Origin of the sequence: Paraburkholderia sp. ZP32-5 (genome assembly GCF_021390495.1) — a bacterium.
Taxonomy (GTDB): domain Bacteria; phylum Pseudomonadota; class Gammaproteobacteria; order Burkholderiales; family Burkholderiaceae; genus Paraburkholderia.
In genome coordinates this window covers 836,791-852,489 of the sequence record NZ_JAJEJP010000003.1, presented here as the reverse complement: position 1 = coordinate 852,489, position 15,699 = coordinate 836,791, and the positions used below count along the sequence as shown (strand labels likewise).

Here is a 15,699-nt window from a genome sequence, read left to right as displayed (position 1 = left end):
ACAATGAACAGGAAACTGATCGTACATTCGGTCGCGTCGGTGTTTGCCAGCGTCGCGCTGCTGGCTGCGGGTTATTTCGTCGGCACGCATCGCGCGGCGACGACGGCTCCAGTGCCCGCAATGGCAGCCGCAGCCGGCGCGGGTGGCATGGCCGACTCGCAGTCCGGCCGCAAGGTGCTGTACTGGTATGACCCGATGGTGCCGAACCAGCACTTCGACAAGCCGGGCAAATCGCCGTTCATGGATATGCAGCTGCAACCCGTCTATGCAGACGATGGCGGCAGCAGCAGCGGCATACGGATCGATCCGGGTCTGCAGCAAGACCTCGGTATCCGCTACGTGACGGTGCATCGGCGCGAAACGGCAGAAGGCTTCGACGCGATCGGCACCACGCAGTTCGACGAATCGCAGGCCGATGTCGTGCAGTCGCGCGTGAATGGCTATATCGATCATCTGTATGCGAGTGCGCCGATGCAGCGCATTGCGAAGGGGGCACCGATTGCGTCGCTCTTCGTGCCCGACTGGCTGGCGCCACAGGAAGAATATCTGTCGCTAAAACGCAGCGGAATGGACGCCACGCTGTTGCAGGCGTCGCGCGCGCGGATGCGCGCGATGTCGATCCCCGAAGGGATGATCGCGAGCCTCGATCGCACCGGTCATGCGCAAACGCATATTGTGCTGTCGTCGCCGGAAAACGGCGTTGTCAGCGAACTGAACGTGCGTGACGGTGCGATGGTGACGCCCGGGCAGACACTCGCGAAAGTGTCGGGGCTGTCGAAGCTATGGCTGATCGTCGAAATTCCCGAGTCGGTGGCGCTGGACGCACAACCCGGTATGCAAGTCGATGCGACGTTCAGCGGCGATCCAACGCGGCACTTTACGGGCCGCATCCGCGAAATTCTGCCCGGCATCAGCACGACGAGCCGTACGCTGCAGGCGCGGCTCGAAATCGACAATGCGGATGGGCGGCTCACGCCCGGCATGCTGCTGCGCGTTCGCGTGAGTGGGGCAAAACCGGTGTCGCTCCTGCTCGTGCCGTCCGAAGCGGTGATTACCACTGGCAAGCGCGCGATCGTCATCGTCAGGAACGGCGATGGACGTCTGCAACCGGCAACGGTCACGATCGGCAATGACGTCGGCAACGAAACCGAAGTGCTGAGCGGTCTAAACGACGGCGATACGGTGGTGGCGTCGGGGCAGTTCCTGATCGATTCCGAAGCGAGCCTTAAGTCGGTGCTGCCGCGGATCGAAGGCGCGTCGTCGACGGGCGTGACGGATGCGACGGATGCAATGAGCGGGGCTACGGCAGGCAACACCACCGCCGCCCGTTCGGTATCGAGCGCCGCTGCGTCGGGACAGACCTACGAGACGACAGGCAAGGTCGAACAGATCACGCCTGCCGGCATGACGTTTTCGCATCAGCCCATTCCCGCGCTCGGCTGGCCCGCGATGACGATGTCCTTCAGCAAGCCCGCGCCGGATGCATTCTCCGGCGTGAAAGTCGGCGACACCGTGCACTTCGTCTTCAAGCAGTCTGGCGACGCCTACCAGCTCACGACAGTCGAACCCGCGGGAGGCGCCAAATGATCGCGCGCGTCATTCGCTGGTCGATCCAAAACCGCTTTCTTGTGCTGCTAGCCACGGTGCTGGTTGTCGCATGGGGTGTGTATTCGCTGCACGAAACGCCAATCGATGCGCTGCCCGATCTGTCCGATACGCAGGTGATCATCAAGGCCTCGTATCCGGGCAAGGCGCCTCAGGTGATCGAGGACCAGGTGACCTATCCGCTCACCACGACGCTGCTCGGCGTGCCCGGCGCAAAGACGATCCGCGCTTATTCTTCGTTCGGCGACGCCTTCGTCTATCTGCTGTTCGACGACAAAACTGATCAGTACTGGGCGCGCTCGCGCGTGCTCGAATATCTGAACCAGGTGCAAAGCCGCCTGCCGCAAGGCGCAACCGTTTCGCTTGGGCCGGATGCGACCGGTGTTGGCTGGGTGTACGAGTACGCGCTCGTCGATCGCACCGGTCATCATGACCTTGGCCAGTTGCGCGCGCTCAACGACTGGTTCCTGAAGTTCGAGCTGAAGTCCGTACCGGACGTCTCGGAAGTGGCCAGCATCGGCGGCATGGTACAGCAGTACCAGGTCGTGCTCGATCCGGACAAGCTGCGCGCCTATGGCATCACGGAACAGCAGGTCGCCGACGCGTTGAAGAAGTCGAACCAGGAGTCCGGCGGCTCAGTGCTCGAACTCGCGGAGTCGGAGTACATGGTGCGCTCCTCGGGCTATCTGCATACGCTCGACGACTTCCGCAACGTCGTCCTGCGCACCAGCGACGCAGGCACGCCAGTCTTGCTCGGCGACGTCGCGCGCATCCAGATTGGTCCGGAAATGCGGCGCGGCATTGCCGAACTGAACGGGCAAGGCGAAGTGACCGGCGGCGTGATCGTGATGCGCTCCGGCAAGAACGCACTGACCACGATCGACAGCGTGAAGTCGAAGCTCGCGGACTTGAAGCGATCACTGCCGCCGGGCGTCGAGGTCGTGACGACGTATGACCGCTCGCAGCTGATCGAGCGCGCAGTGGACAACCTGAAAGACAAGCTGATCGAGGAGTTCATCATCGTCGGCCTGGTCTGCGCGGTGTTCCTGTTCCATCTGCGCAGCGCGTTCGTCGCGATCCTGTCGTTGCCGCTCGGCGTGCTGGCCGCATTCATCGTGATGCGCTATCAGGGTGTGAATGCGAACCTGATGTCGCTCGGTGGCATTGCGATTGCGATCGGCGCGATGATCGATGCTGCGATCGTGATGATCGAGAACGCGCACAAGCATCTGGAGGCTTACGAGCACGAACACCCGGACGAGCCGATCACCAACGCGCAACGCTGGGAGGTCATCGCGACCGCAGCTGCCGAAGTGGGCCCTGCGCTGTTCTTCTCGCTGCTGATCATTGCGCTGTCGTTCATTCCGGTGTTTTCTCTCGAAGGGCAGGAAGGTAAGCTGTTCTCGCCGCTGGCGTTCACGAAGACCTACACGATTGCGGCCGCCGCAGGTCTATCGGTGACGCTCGTGCCGGTGTTGACGGGCTATCTGATTCGCGGGCGGATCCCACACGAATCCAGCAATCCGATCAACCGTGTCCTGGTGAAGTTGTATCGTCCGCTACTCAACGGGACCTTGCGGCGGCCGTGGCTCGTGATCGGGCTTGCGGCTGTCGCACTTGCACTCACCGTCATCCCGATATCGCATCTCGGCGGCGAATTCATGCCTGCGCTCGATGAGGGCGATCTGCTCTATATGCCGACCGCGCTGCCGGGCATCTCGGCATCGAAGGCATCGGAGTTGTTGCAGCAGACCGACCGGCTGATCAAGACCGTGCCCGAGGTGAAGACCGTATTCGGCAAATCGGGCCGTGCGGATTCGGCCACCGACCCCGCGCCGCTCGAGATGTTCGAGACGACAATCCAGTTCAAGCCGCGCAGCGAGTGGCGGCCGGGCATGACGCCGCAGAAGCTGGTCGACGAACTGGACCGCACGGTGAAGATGCCGGGACTTTCGAACGTGTGGGTGCCGCCGATCCGCAACCGGCTCGACATGCTGTCGACCGGCATCAAGACGCCGGTAGGCGTCAAGGTCTCCGGGCCAGACCTGACACAGATCGACAAGGTGGCAGCGCAGGTCGAAGCCGCGGTGAAAGACGTGCCTGGCGTCACCTCCGCGCTTGCCGAACGCCTGAACGGCGGACATTACATCGACGTCGATATCGACCGGCAGGCGGCGGCGCGCTATGGGCTGGCGGTCGGCGATATCCAGGATGTCGTGTCGTCGGCGGTCGGCGGAAACAACGTCGGCGAAGTGATCGCGGGTCGCGAGCGGTTCCCGATCAACATCCGCTATCCGCGCGGAGTACGCGATTCAGTCGACAGGCTGCGTGAACTGCCGGTCGTGACCGACCGTGGCGCGCAGATCACGCTCGGCGACGTCGCGCATATTGCGATCGAGGATGGTCCGCCGATGATTCGCAGCGAGAATGCGCGGCTCTCCGGTTATGTCTACATCGATATCCGGAACGTAGACCTCGAAACGGCGGTGAACGCGATGCAGCAGGCGGTCGCCCGGAAGGTGACGCTCCCGCCCGGCTATTCGATCGAGTGGTCCGGGCAATTCGAGTATCTCGAACGCGCGGCGGCGAAACTGCGCACGGTGATTCCGGTCACGCTGGTGGTGATTTTCGTGATGCTGTTTCTCACCTTCAACTCGGCGGCAGACGCGTTGCTGCTGATGTCGACCGTGCCCTTCGCGCTAGTGGGCGGCTTCTGGCTGATCTGGATTCTCGGTCACGCGGTGTCGGTGGCGACGGCTGTGGGCTTTATCGCGCTGACAGGCGTGGCCGCGGAATTCGGCGTGGTGATGCTGCTTTATCTGAAAGAAGCGCTGAACCGGCGGGTAAAAACGGGGGAGCTGTTGAACGAAACGACCCTCGTCGAAGCGATTCGCGAAGGCGCGGTGTTGCGTGTGCGGCCCAAAGCGATGACGGTTGCGGTCGTACTCGCGGGCCTCGTGCCGATCATGGTCGGTCATGGCGCCGGCTCGGAAGTGATGCAGCGGATCGCCGCGCCGATGGTCGGCGGCATGATCACCGCGCCGCTGCTTTCGATGGTCGTCATACCCGCCGCGTGGCTGCTGCTGCAGCGCCGCCGTCTACGCCGCAGCCACGCGGCGCCCCAGGTTTTTGCTGTTCCCAACGGCACGCATGTGCCTTCATCCCAAACTGGAGAAACGTCATGAATAAATCGATGATCCTGTCCGCTGTATTGATCGCAAGCACCGCGGTGAGTGGTGCGGCGCTAGCCGACGACATGTCTGGCATGAAGATGAGCGGTGATGCAATGAGCCACGCGCCTGCATCTGGCAATCAGGCAATGACCGACGCGGTGGTCAAGCATGTCGATGTGGCGAGCGGCATGGTGACGCTGAAGCACGGCGCGCTCGCCAATGTCGGCATGCCGGCAATGACGATGGCCTTCAAGGCAAAAGATGCGGCGATGGTCAATAGCGTGAAGGAAGGCGACAACGTGAAGGTCCGCGTCGAAAACATGGGCGGGATGATGACCATAGTGAAAATGGTTAGGCAGTAAGCGCCAGGCGGGCGAAAACATTCTTGGAGTTAGTCCTCGCCTGCCGACTCCATTTGTTGGTTTTGTCAAAAGACGATTTTAGCGCCGCTATCTGGCCGTATCCCGACGCTCTGCCAACTATGCCGAGCGACTCTGAAGGGTCGCTCTCAGCCGGTCACCGCAGTACCGCGAGGCAAAGTTCATGCTCGGCCGTTCAGCGAGCGGACAACTCTGCCGTTGGGTCGGCTGCAATACCCCGAAACCTGTCGAACGCCTGAAAAGAAAGTGCGGCGCTCGCTAGCGTACGCACCTGCTTCTTTCATACAACGAGATGCTGCCTCAGATATTTCGCGGTGCGGCTTTCCTTCGCGCGCACGACCTGGGCCGGTCTGCCGCTCGCCACGATCTTCCCGCCGGCACCGCCAGCGCCCGGGCCGACGTCGACAACCCAGTCGCTTTGCGCGGCGACCCGCATGTCGTGCTCCACCACGACGACGGTATTGCCGGCATCCAGGAGTCCCTGCGATTGCCCCATCAACCGGTCGACGTCGGCCGGATGCAGGCCGGTGGTTGGTTCATCGAGGATATACAGCGTGTCGCCGCGTTGCGCGCGTTGCAGTTCCGTAGCGAGCTTGATGCGCTGAGCTTCGCCACCGGACAATTCGGTGGCGGGTTGGCCGAGCCGCAGATAGCCGAGGCCGATATCACGCAGCACTTTCAGTGCGCGCATCACACTGGCTTCGTCGGCGAAGAAATTGCAGGCGGCATCGACGGTCAAGCCGAGCACCTCCGCGATGTTCTTATCGCGCCATGTGACTTCCAGCGTCTGCGTGTTATATCGCGTGCCGCCACAGGTCGAGCAGGGCGCATAGACGCTGGGCAGGAACAGTAGTTCGACGCTGACGAAGCCTTCGCCTTCACACGTCGGGCAACGGCCTTGCGCCGCATTGAACGAGAAGCGGCCCGCGCCGTAGCGACGCTTGCGAGCCAGTGGCGTGTCGGCGAACAGCTTGCGCACGTGGTCGAAAAGGCCTGTGTAGGTGGCAAGATTGGAACGCGGCGTGCGGCCGATTGGTTTCTGATCGACGCGCACGAGACGGCGCAGCGCGTCCACGCCTTCGGCAATGCGGCCGCTGGTCGGCGTGCTCGCGCCCGCGAGCAACGGGTCCTGCTCGTCGTCGTCGGGCTTTTCAAAGGCGCGTCCGAAGTGGCTAGCGACCAGCTCGGGCAACGCCTGACTCACGAGGCTCGATTTGCCCGAGCCCGACACGCCCGTGACGGCGGTCAGACAGCCGAGAGGAAACGCGGCGTCCAGTCCATGCAGATTATTGCGCGTGATGCCGACGAGCCGCAGCCAGCCGGCCGGTTCGCGCGTCGCGCGTGCGACGGGTGCGGGCGGCGCAAACAGATGTCGGCGGGTATGTGACGCTTCGACATTCGCGAGGCCGGCGGGCGGCCCACTATAGACCACATGGCCGCCCGCTTCGCCGGCCGCGGGACCGACATCGACGAGCCAGTCGGCGCGCCGCATCATCTGCAGATCGTGTTCGACGACAAACAGCGAATTTCCCGCGGCCTTCAGGCTCTGCAGCGCGCTGAAGAGCGCTTCGCCATCTGCGGGGTGCAGGCCGGCCGATGGCTCGTCGAGTACATACACGACGCCGAACAACTGCGACGATAACTGCGTGGCGAGTCGCAAGCGCTGCAGTTCGCCGGATGATAGCGTGGGCGTACTGCGCTCCAGCGCGAGGTAGCCCAGGCCCAGATCGACCAGCGTCGTCAGGCGTTCAAGCAACTCGGCTGCAATGCGTTGCGCGGCGATGCGCTTTTCCTCGGACAGGTTGGGGGTGCGCCGAACATCGGGCGAGGCTTTATGCACGGACCCGCCTGCAGCGATCCGTTTATCGACGGCATCGCGCATGGCGCTTCTGCTGAGCACGCTGCCTTTGCCCGAATGAGCGGCATCCGGCTCGGGCCATTCGCCGCGCGCGATCGGTTCGAGCATCTCGGCAAGTCTTGCTAGCGACAACTGAGCGAATGTGCCGATATCGCGCCCGGCGAATTTCACCGACAGCGCTTCCTTCTTGAGTCGCTTGCCATGACAGGCCGGACAGACGCTGCCAATCATGAATCGCGACACGCGTTTTTTCATCAGCGCGCTTTGCGTGTTCGCGAACGTGTGCAGCACATAGCGGCGTGCACCGGCGAATGTGCCTTGATAGCTTGGCTCGTCCTTGCGCTTGAGCGCGGCACGCGTTTCTTTCGGCGTGAGTCCGGCGTAGACGGGCACGGTCGGCTGTTCGTCGGTGAAGAGAATCCAGTCGCGGTCTTTCTTTGGCAAATCGCGCCACGGTTTATCGACGTCGTAGCCAAGGGTCACCAGAATGTCGCGCAGGTTTTGTCCGTGCCACGCGGGCGGCCATGCAACGATGGCGCGCTCGCGAATGGTCAGCGAGTCGTCGGGCACCATCGATCTTTCGGTGACCTCGTACACACGTCCAAGTCCATGGCAAGTCGGACAGGCGCCTTGCACTGTGTTCGGCGAGAAATCCTCGGCGAACAGCATGGGCTGCTTCGGCGGGTAGTCGCCCGTGCGCGAATAGAGCATGCGCACGAGACTCGACAGCGTGGTCACGCTGCCAACGGACGAGCGCGCGCTCGGCGTGCCGCGCTGCTGTTGCAATGCGACTGCGGGAGGCAGGCCTTCGATGGCGCCCACTTCGGGCACGCCGACCTGCTCGATCAGGCGCCGGGCATACGGCGCGACCGATTCGAAATAACGCCGCTGCGCTTCGGCGTACAACGTGCCGAATGCCAGCGACGATTTGCCCGATCCGGACACGCCGGTGAAGACGACCAGCGCATCGCGCGGAATCTGCACGTCGATGTTTTTCAGATTGTGTTCGCGAGCGCCGCGCACCCGCACGAAGCCGGTGAAGGTGGGTTCCCCGGACGGTGGCGGCGCCGAGCGAGCTTTGTTGTGGATGGCGTCCATATCGATGAGGTGCGAACAGGCATGGCCCTGGGGCCAACGCTAGTGAAGTTGCACGGAGCATGCCCGAGGATCATGTGGCGATGATGTTCGCGGAGACCGGCGCGCGTGCACGGGTCAATTCAGAACGACCGCCTGACATCTGTTCGCCATGGAAACGCTGTGCACTGGGGATGGCCGTTATACACATCAAAGCAGCCGTAGAGGTCAGGCCGGGTTCAAGATCCTGAGAGGAGCGACTACGGAAGCTTGCCGATCTACGGGCCCGCAACCGCCCTGCGCATTCCGCGAACTTCCGTATGCGGCCATAAGCGGGCGGTGGCCTGCGACTTCGCGTGGACATTCGAACGTCGCATCCACCTGCGACATCGGACTTTCGCGTGCCGGCATACAGCGGGTCTGCCGAACGCCCACCCGGCTCGCGTCAGCCGACTCTCAGAACCGGTATCCGACCTGCAAGCTGCCCTGTTGCGCCGATACGTGCGTCGTGTTGATCACCGCGTCGTAGCCGAGCGATACGTCGAGATGCTTCGCCGGATGCAGCGTTACGCTCGCGCCTGCGGTCAGATAGCCGCGCGGCAGGCTCGTGCCCGGCGCCGCGAACACCGTGCCGTCGAGCGACGTCACGCTGAGCGTGCGGTTTGCATCGAGCAGCTCGTGCGCATAGCCGATGCGCAGCTCGGCGTTCACGGGCCGCAGCGCGTCGCCGAACGCCTTGTCGGCCGTCACGGCCACGTAGGGTTGGAGGCTGCGCACGTTGTCCGTGCCGACATCGAGATCCTGTCCGCCCGCGCCGCTCTCGCCGAAGCCGTTCGCATGGAAATAGGCGTAGCGCAGGCCGACGCGCGGCGTGATCCGCACGTCGCCGAACGTCATCGGCAGGCTCGCTTGGCCGCCCACGTTGAACTCCTGGCCCATATGGTCGCCCTCGGCCGTGCCCAGTTGCCCGAACGGGCGTTTCTGCGAGAGGAAGTCCAGCCCCGCGCCCAACGTCGCGCCGAGATCGACCGGCCCCACGCGACGGCCGCCGTAGAGCGCGGCACGCAACACATCGGTGGTGCCCGAGTCGGCCGTCACCGCTTCGTCGATGTCCGCGTGGTCGTAGCCCACGACCACGCCCGCGTCGTATTCGCCGTACTTCCGCTCGAGCCCCGCGAGGAAACCGTAGCGGTTGCTCTGGAAGCCGGGCTCGCCGTTCGTGCCGCCGATATTGGTGTGACTGCCCGTCGCCGTGATCCATCCACGGGGCGTCGCGGCGGCGGCCGCCGAACCGCTGCCGAGCCGTTCGAGCAGCGCGGCGCCTTGCGCCTGTGCGCCGAGTATCGTGGACGTGCCGACCGCGGCGTAGATGCTCGTATCGACGGGCGCTACGACAACCGGCGCTGACGGTGTGCCCGGATCCGCCGGCGGCGTCGCGGCGACCGCGAGTGTGAGTTCGACCTCGTTCGCACCGTAGGCGACCGAAGGCGTCAGCGTGCCCAGGTAAGACGCGCCGGCGCTCGTCATGCTGCCGAACGTGCCGCTGATGCCCCTCGCCGCCGACACCAGCGCGTACGACTTCGCCGTATACGTGCCCGGATCGTAGGTGAGGGCGAGCACGCCGCTCAGCGTCGCGCTGCCGCCGACGTTCAACGCCGACGCGCCGCTCGGGCTGACCTCGATCGCGAGCGTTGCGTTGCTCGCCTGCGCGTAGTTGCCGCCGACTCTCAGTGTGCCGATCGAGCCGCCCGGCGCGACCGTGCCGCCGTTGACCACGTCGCCAAGCACCGTGCCGTGGCCGCGCAGCGTGCCGGCGGCGGCGATGTCGACGTTGCCGCCAAGCGCGGCCGTCGATGAGTCGGCGTCGCCCACTTCAAGCACGCCGTCCGAGACGGTCGTGCTGCCCGCGAACGCCGCGCTGTTGCCGTCGAGGGTCAGCAGGCCGCTGCCTTGCTTCACGAGCGAGCCCGTGCCACCGATCGTGCCGCTGAAGGTGCCGTTCGCGTCGGTCAGTGTTAGCGTCTTTGCGCCGAGCGTCGCGACGCCGGTGCCGCTGAGGTTCGCAATCGATGTGCCGTTCGCCGTGCCGGAAATGTCGAACGTGCCGTTGTCGATCAGGCCACTCGATGATGCGATCCTACCCGCGCCGCTCAGCGCCAGCGTACCGCCGGTGATCGTCGTGGCGCCACTGTAGCTATTGTCGCCGGTGAGCGTCCACGTGCCCGAGCCCTGCTTGACGAGCGCGCCTGTTCCTCCGATCGTGCCGCCGAAGGTGCCGTTCGCGTCGGTCAGCGTTAGCGTCTTTGCGCCGAGCGTCGCGACGCCGGTGCCGCTGAGGTTCGCAATCGATGCACCACTCGTCGTGCCGGAAATGTCGAACGTGCCGTTGTCGATCACGCCACTCGATGATGCGATGCTACCCGCGCCACTCAGCGCCAGCGTGCCGCCGCTGATCGTCGTGGCGCCACTGTAACTGTTGGCGCCGGTGAGCGTCCACGTGCCCGAGCCCTGCTTGACGAGCACGCCTGTGCCGCCGATCGTGCCGCCGAAGGTGCCGTTCGCATCGGTCAGCGTTAGCGTCTTCGCGCCGAGTGTCGCGATGCCGGTGCCGCTCAGGTTCGTAATCGATGCATCGCCCGTCGTGCCGGAGATGTCGAACGTGCCGTTGTCGATCACGCCACTCGACGATGCGATGCTACCCGCGCCGCTCAGCGCCAGCGTGCCGCCGCTGATCGTCGTGACGCCGCTGTAGCTGTTGGCGCCGGTGAGCGTCAGCGTGCCTGCGCCCGCTTTCGTCACGCCGCCCACCCCGCCGATGCCGCTCGCCATCGTCACGTCGTTGCCGTTCGTGTCGAACGTGCCGCCGTTCGCGCCCAGCGCATTGAGACGGCTGGAAATGTCGGTCGTGTTTCCGGCAGCCCACTGCAGGCCGCCGCCGTTCAGCGTGACATTACCCGTTCCGAGATTGCCGCCGTTGCTGAAATTGATGAGCCCGGCGTTGACGGTCGTGCCACCCGAGTAGGTGTTGACCGCGGTCAGGATGGTCGTGCCGCTCCCGTTCTGCGTAACCGTGCCGACGCCGGCGATCACGTTCGAGAACGTATAGGACGCATCGGACTGGTTGAAGTTGATCGAGCCATTGTCGGTGATGCTGCCGGCAAGGCCGACGATGGCGCCGGCCGTCGCGCCGTCGGCGGTGGCGTTGCCGATATTGAGCGCGCTGCCACCGCCGATGATGAACGTGCCGCCGGTGAGGTTAAGCGTGCTGCCGTCGCCGAGGTTCAGCACGCCGGCGCCGCCCGCGCCGCCATTTCCCGAACAGCCGCAGGCGCCACCCGCGCCTCCGACGCCGCCGATCTCGAGTTGCCCGCTGACCGCGACGGTCGCCCCGCCGGTCAGCGTGAGCGTCCCGTTTCCGCCGTTTCCGCCATTGCCGCCGCGATCGCCGAAGCTGTTTCCGGCGCCACCGCCGCCACCGGCTCCGCCGACGTAGAGGTTGTTGCCGACGTTGAGCGTCGTGCCACTCAGATCGAGTTCCCCCGTGCCGCCCGCCGCGCCATTGACGCCGCCCGATCCGCTGCCACCACCGCCGCCGCCGCCGATCACGACGTAGTCGTAGGACGGCCCGATGCTGCCGCCGCTGACCGGACTGGCGATCGTCTGCGTGACTCCCGGGAGACCGCCGAGGCCGCCGCTGCCCGCGAGAAAAAAGGCAGGCCCGCCGCCACCGCCTCCGATGCCGCCCGTTCCGCCGTTACCGCCACCGGCGCCGCCTATGCCGACGAGCAGATTGTCGGCGTGCGCCCCCGTCGCGGCGAGCGTGAGCGACAACGCTGTCAATGCCGCCCCGGTCCCGCCGACGCGCTTTCGGGCGCCGCGTCGTTTTGCCGAAATCCCCTTCGCGGCCGACCGTGCCAACTCCGACACAGCCTGCCATCCACCAAGACTCGCGTTCCAGACAACGCAATATGCGTGATTCATTATTTTGATTCCCCGGTTGATTATTCTCCGAACCTTGTACGACGCGGTCCTTGCGGGCGTGCGGCGCCACGCAGATCAGAGGCTCAATGTAAAATTTATCCTCAGAAGATTCCATTACCCGAACGAGTGATATGCACACCGACGACCCCGCCCTCTTGCATGAAATCGTCCGACTCTACGAAGCAGAACCTGACCTGATTACGCTGCCGGGCATCTTGTTCGAGGGCGTGGCCCGGCTGACCGATTCCGACGTGGTCGGCTGGACGGAGGTGCACCACCGCAGCGGGGAGTTGAGAGCGTTGCTATCGGTCGAGGACGATCCCGCCCGGCGCAAGGAGGCCTTCGAGCTGTATGCGCGCCACGCGGGCAGTCATCCTTTCTGGCAGAAAGATCCGGCCTTCTTTGGCGAGCGCGCCGTGCGCGAGTCCGATATCTTCACCGACGAAGAATTCATGGCGCTGCCGATGGCGCGTGAAGTGTTCCTGCCGTCGCGTGCACGCCGCATCATGGACGTCGTGATCCAGCACGGCGAATACGCACTGAACCTCAGTGCCCACCGGGTCGTGGGCCGCGCGCCCTATAGCGACGCCGAACGCGACCGGCTGCAAGCCTACCGTGCGCACGTGCTGCGCGCGTATCGCCAGGCGCAGCGGTGCACGGTGGACAAGCTCTCCGCGGCGGACCGTCTGCATTATGCGTTTCCCGAGCTAACGCAGCGTCAGGTGGAGGTGGCCGTATGGATCGCCCAAGGCAAATCCAACGAGGCCATCGCAGTTGCGATGGGCGTCAGTCTGGATACGGTCAAGGCGCACCTGAAAGCCATTTTCAGCAAGATCGGCACGGACAGCCGCCTCGCGCTGGCGCGGCTCGTCCATACCGTGCCGCCGTTTTCGCAGATGCCGCCACTCTGGAAGCTGCCGGTCGAGACGTGGAAGACGCAGACGGCGGCAGGGTCGTGAGGATGGCAAAGCCTCAGCCGCCCGACACTCAGAGCGCCGCAGACATCTGATACCCCGGGCGGATCACGCACCGACCCCGCTCGACGAGCCACGGAGCCGCGAGCGTCCCTTTGCCGTGCATGGAGGACTGTCGACGAGAAGGGCACCTTCACAGCGCAATTTCCGCAGCGTGCAGGTGGTGTCGTCCTGCTGACTACACCGCCTAAGCGTGCGCCGCCAGAGATCGATCACGCGAGCCCGGAAGGCGCACAGGACCAGATGATTCGTGGGCACGGCGTGGTAGTTGAAATACCCCTGCACTACCTGCCGTAGCCACATCCCCTGCTCGGGAATCGAGTGGTGCCATCTGTGCCACAACTCCTCTTTGATTTTCCGAAGCGCGGCTCGAAGCCTGTCGCGTCGGGTCTTGCGCCAGAGCATGAACTTACCGTCTCGGGCGCGACCACTGATGTGGGTGAATCCAAGGAAGTTGAACGTCTCGGGTTTGCCCAGACCACGTCTGGTTCGGTTCTGTGCCGCAAAGCGGCCGAACTCGATCAGACGGGTTTTCTCCGGGTGTACCGACAACCCAAATTGCTCCAGTCTCGCTTGCATGGTTTGCTTGAACCGCTCGGCATCCCGGCGCTTATCGAATCCGACAACGATGTCGTCGGCGTACCGAATGATGACGACGTTCCCCTCGGCATGGCGCTGGCGCCACTGGTTCGCCCAGAGGTCGAAGACGTAGTGCAGGTAGATGTTCGCCAACAGGGGCGAGATGACCGACCCTTGCGGCGTCCCCTCGTCTGTCGACTCGATCACCCCATCTTCCATCGCCCCCGCTTTCAGCCATTTACGGATCAGTCGAAGCACACGCTGGTCGCCGATTCTGTGCTCGACGAATCTGATCAGCCATCCATGGCTCACCGTATCGAAGAAGCGACTGATGTCGGCATCCAGTATCCAGTTCACGTTTGTGCGCGCGATCCCCGTCTATAGTGCATCCAGGGCAATCGTGCTGACTACGCCTTGGGCGGAAACCGTACGAGAAGCCTAGGAAATCGGCCTCGTAGACCCCATTGAGCACCCCCACCAAAGCTTAACTCGGCGCGTGTTCACGATTCCAATCCAGTCGCCGTATTGACGGAAGGATAGCGTTCTGGTCTTTTGGACGGACAGGTTTCGGCAAGCCGCATTTCGCACAGGCACCTAGCCGTTGCGGTGTACGCCAAAGCTGCAACGTACTGCCATTACTGAGATAGCCACACGAACGACGTCATCGCTGCCCAGCATCTTTCAGAAACCTGCGCGCGAGCCTATACCCCGGACCGCGCAACAAGTGTGGTACGCGCCGCTCAACGCTCATGACGCTTCTCTACCCGCGATCGCGCATGAAAACTGTGCGACTGCTGGCGGCGCGTCGCCCCGGCATCGTCTTTCAAGTGATGAGCTAATCGTGCTCACTAATTCAAACGGAACCCCGATTTCCGGCCAATCCCAGCAGGTTATCAATCGATGTGATCGATGATTTAGCGGCCGAAAAGTCCATTTTTATTCATGGGGGAAGCGGCGTAAGCTTTTGCACAGAGCGGAAGCCGATCCAGCATCGGACCCGCCTTATCTGGCCACGGAGACGCACCCATGAGTTCCTGCGAATTCTCGACTTGTGAGTATGACTTGCAACTCGTGCCTCAATTTCCTGCCATCACCCTTCAACATGCAGGCTAACGTTCGAGCTGTTCAATACATCTCATGAAAATCGGTAAAGAAACTGTACCGAGGACCGCAATTTCGACTTCGAATGCGGAAACCATCGTTGTGCGAGGTAAGGATCTCTCGTTGGAACTCATCGGGAAAATTTCCTTCACCGACTACTTTCACCTGCTGGTCACCGGCAAACAGGCGACCGAGGCTTCAACCGCGGTGCTTAATGCAACGCTCGTCGCCATTGCAGAGCATGGCCTGGTTCCCAGCGTTCAGGCTAGCAGAATGACTCTTGCTGCAGCGCCCGACGCCATGCAGGGTGCTATCGCGGCAGGCATTCTCGGCTGCGGCTCGGTGATTCTCGGCGCATCTGAAGCTGCGGGCCGCCTCTTTATCGAAGTGCAAACGCGAGCAAATGCCGCCTCCGACTATACCGAGGCCGCTAAAGAGATCGTTGCCGAGTATCGAGCCGCGGGGCGCACCATTCCGGGTTATGGCCATCCGCTTCACAAGCAACGCGACGCACGCGTCGGGGCATTGTTCAACGTCGCAAAAGAGGCTGGAATCGATCTCACATTCGTGCGGATCGCCGAGGCCATTGAACAGGTGATTCCCGCGCTTATCGGTAAAGCTCTGATGCTGAATGTCTCCGCCGCTATTCCAGCAGTGCTGCTCGGAATCGGATTTCCGCTTCGGGCCTTGAAGGGCGTACCGATCCTTGCGCGTACAGCTGGGCTGATTGGACACCTCACAGAGGAACTTGAAAAGCCGATTGGATTCGCTCTGTCGTATCAGGCAACACGCGAATTCGAGTACGACGGAACACTACCCGAAGGATTCATTCCCGGTCATTGAAGCGGGACGATATCCGTGCCCGGTCTGACTGCACGGCTGCCTCTGCCGAATGCAGCGCCAGTGCGCATTCTTTCATCTACCGACGCGATACCGGATGTACAGCGATGTCCGCCGTCTGTCCTACGCAGGGG

The 15,699-nt window shown here is 63.5% G+C and carries 8 protein-coding genes; 5 read left to right on the top strand and 3 right to left on the bottom strand.

Annotation, left to right across the window (positions count from 1 at the left end):
- The first annotated feature begins 3 nt into the window (after window positions 1-3).
- From L0U82_RS36255 to L0U82_RS36245, 3 genes are read left to right on the top strand one after another with little or no spacing between them, the layout of a single operon-like run.
- The gene (locus L0U82_RS36255; protein WP_233838600.1) at window positions 4-1,587 is read left to right on the top strand and encodes an efflux RND transporter periplasmic adaptor subunit; all 1,584 of its coding nucleotides are present in this window, start codon (window positions 4-6) and stop codon (window positions 1,585-1,587) included.
- Entirely contained in the window at window positions 1,584-4,790 is a 3,207-nt protein-coding gene (locus L0U82_RS36250; protein WP_233838598.1) for an efflux RND transporter permease subunit, read from the top strand. Before L0U82_RS36255 ends, L0U82_RS36250 begins: the two co-directional genes overlap by 4 nt.
- Window positions 4,787-5,140: a copper-binding protein gene (locus tag L0U82_RS36245; RefSeq protein WP_233838597.1), complete on the top strand. Its 354-nt coding sequence runs from the start codon at window positions 4,787-4,789 to the stop codon at window positions 5,138-5,140. The genes L0U82_RS36250 and L0U82_RS36245 overlap by 4 nt, the downstream gene beginning before the upstream one ends.
- Window positions 5,141-5,438: 298 nt before the next feature.
- Here the strand turns inward: L0U82_RS36245 and L0U82_RS36240 are convergent, their stop codons facing one another.
- Entirely contained in the window at window positions 5,439-8,114 is a 2,676-nt protein-coding gene (locus L0U82_RS36240; RefSeq protein ID WP_233838596.1) for an excinuclease ABC subunit UvrA, read from the bottom strand.
- A 432-nt stretch (window positions 8,115-8,546) separates the two neighbouring features.
- Complete coding sequence (locus tag L0U82_RS36235) at window positions 8,547-12,071, bottom strand: autotransporter-associated beta strand repeat-containing protein (RefSeq protein ID WP_233838595.1); 3,525 nt, start codon at window positions 12,069-12,071, stop codon at window positions 8,547-8,549.
- A 131-nt stretch (window positions 12,072-12,202) separates the two neighbouring features.
- Between L0U82_RS36235 and L0U82_RS36230 the strand changes: the two genes are divergently transcribed.
- Entirely contained in the window at window positions 12,203-13,030 is an 828-nt protein-coding gene (locus L0U82_RS36230) for a helix-turn-helix transcriptional regulator (protein ID WP_233838591.1), read from the top strand.
- 63 nt (window positions 13,031-13,093) lie between these two features.
- Here L0U82_RS36230 and L0U82_RS36225 read toward each other — a convergent pair whose 3' ends face one another.
- Window positions 13,094-13,981 carry a reverse transcriptase domain-containing protein gene (locus tag L0U82_RS36225; protein WP_442793717.1) on the bottom strand — a complete coding sequence of 296 codons (888 nt, stop codon included), beginning with the start codon at window positions 13,979-13,981 and terminating at the stop codon, window positions 13,094-13,096.
- Between the two features lie 780 nt (window positions 13,982-14,761).
- Between L0U82_RS36225 and L0U82_RS36220 the strand changes: the two genes are divergently transcribed.
- Window positions 14,762-15,568 (top strand): citryl-CoA lyase, encoded by an 807-nt coding sequence (locus L0U82_RS36220; RefSeq protein ID WP_233838590.1) that lies wholly within the window; start codon window positions 14,762-14,764, stop codon window positions 15,566-15,568.
- Window positions 15,569-15,699: the final 131 nt, after the last annotated feature.

What these genes read in the sequence shown, in the direction of transcription:
- L0U82_RS36255 (WP_233838600.1), top strand. Translation starts at nt 4, where the DNA reads ATGAACAGGAAACTGATCGTACATTCGGTCGCGTCGGTGTTTGCCAGC.
- L0U82_RS36250 (WP_233838598.1), top strand. Translation starts at nt 1,584, where the DNA reads ATGATCGCGCGCGTCATTCGCTGGTCGATCCAAAACCGCTTTCTTGTG.
- L0U82_RS36245 (WP_233838597.1), top strand. Translation starts at nt 4,787, where the DNA reads ATGAATAAATCGATGATCCTGTCCGCTGTATTGATCGCAAGCACCGCG.
- L0U82_RS36240 (WP_233838596.1), bottom strand. Translation starts at nt 8,114, where the DNA reads ATGGACGCCATCCACAACAAAGCTCGCTCGGCGCCGCCACCGTCCGGG.
- L0U82_RS36235 (WP_233838595.1), bottom strand. Translation starts at nt 12,071, where the DNA reads ATGAATCACGCATATTGCGTTGTCTGGAACGCGAGTCTTGGTGGATGG.
- L0U82_RS36230 (WP_233838591.1), top strand. Translation starts at nt 12,203, where the DNA reads ATGCACACCGACGACCCCGCCCTCTTGCATGAAATCGTCCGACTCTAC.
- L0U82_RS36220 (WP_233838590.1), top strand. Translation starts at nt 14,762, where the DNA reads ATGAAAATCGGTAAAGAAACTGTACCGAGGACCGCAATTTCGACTTCG.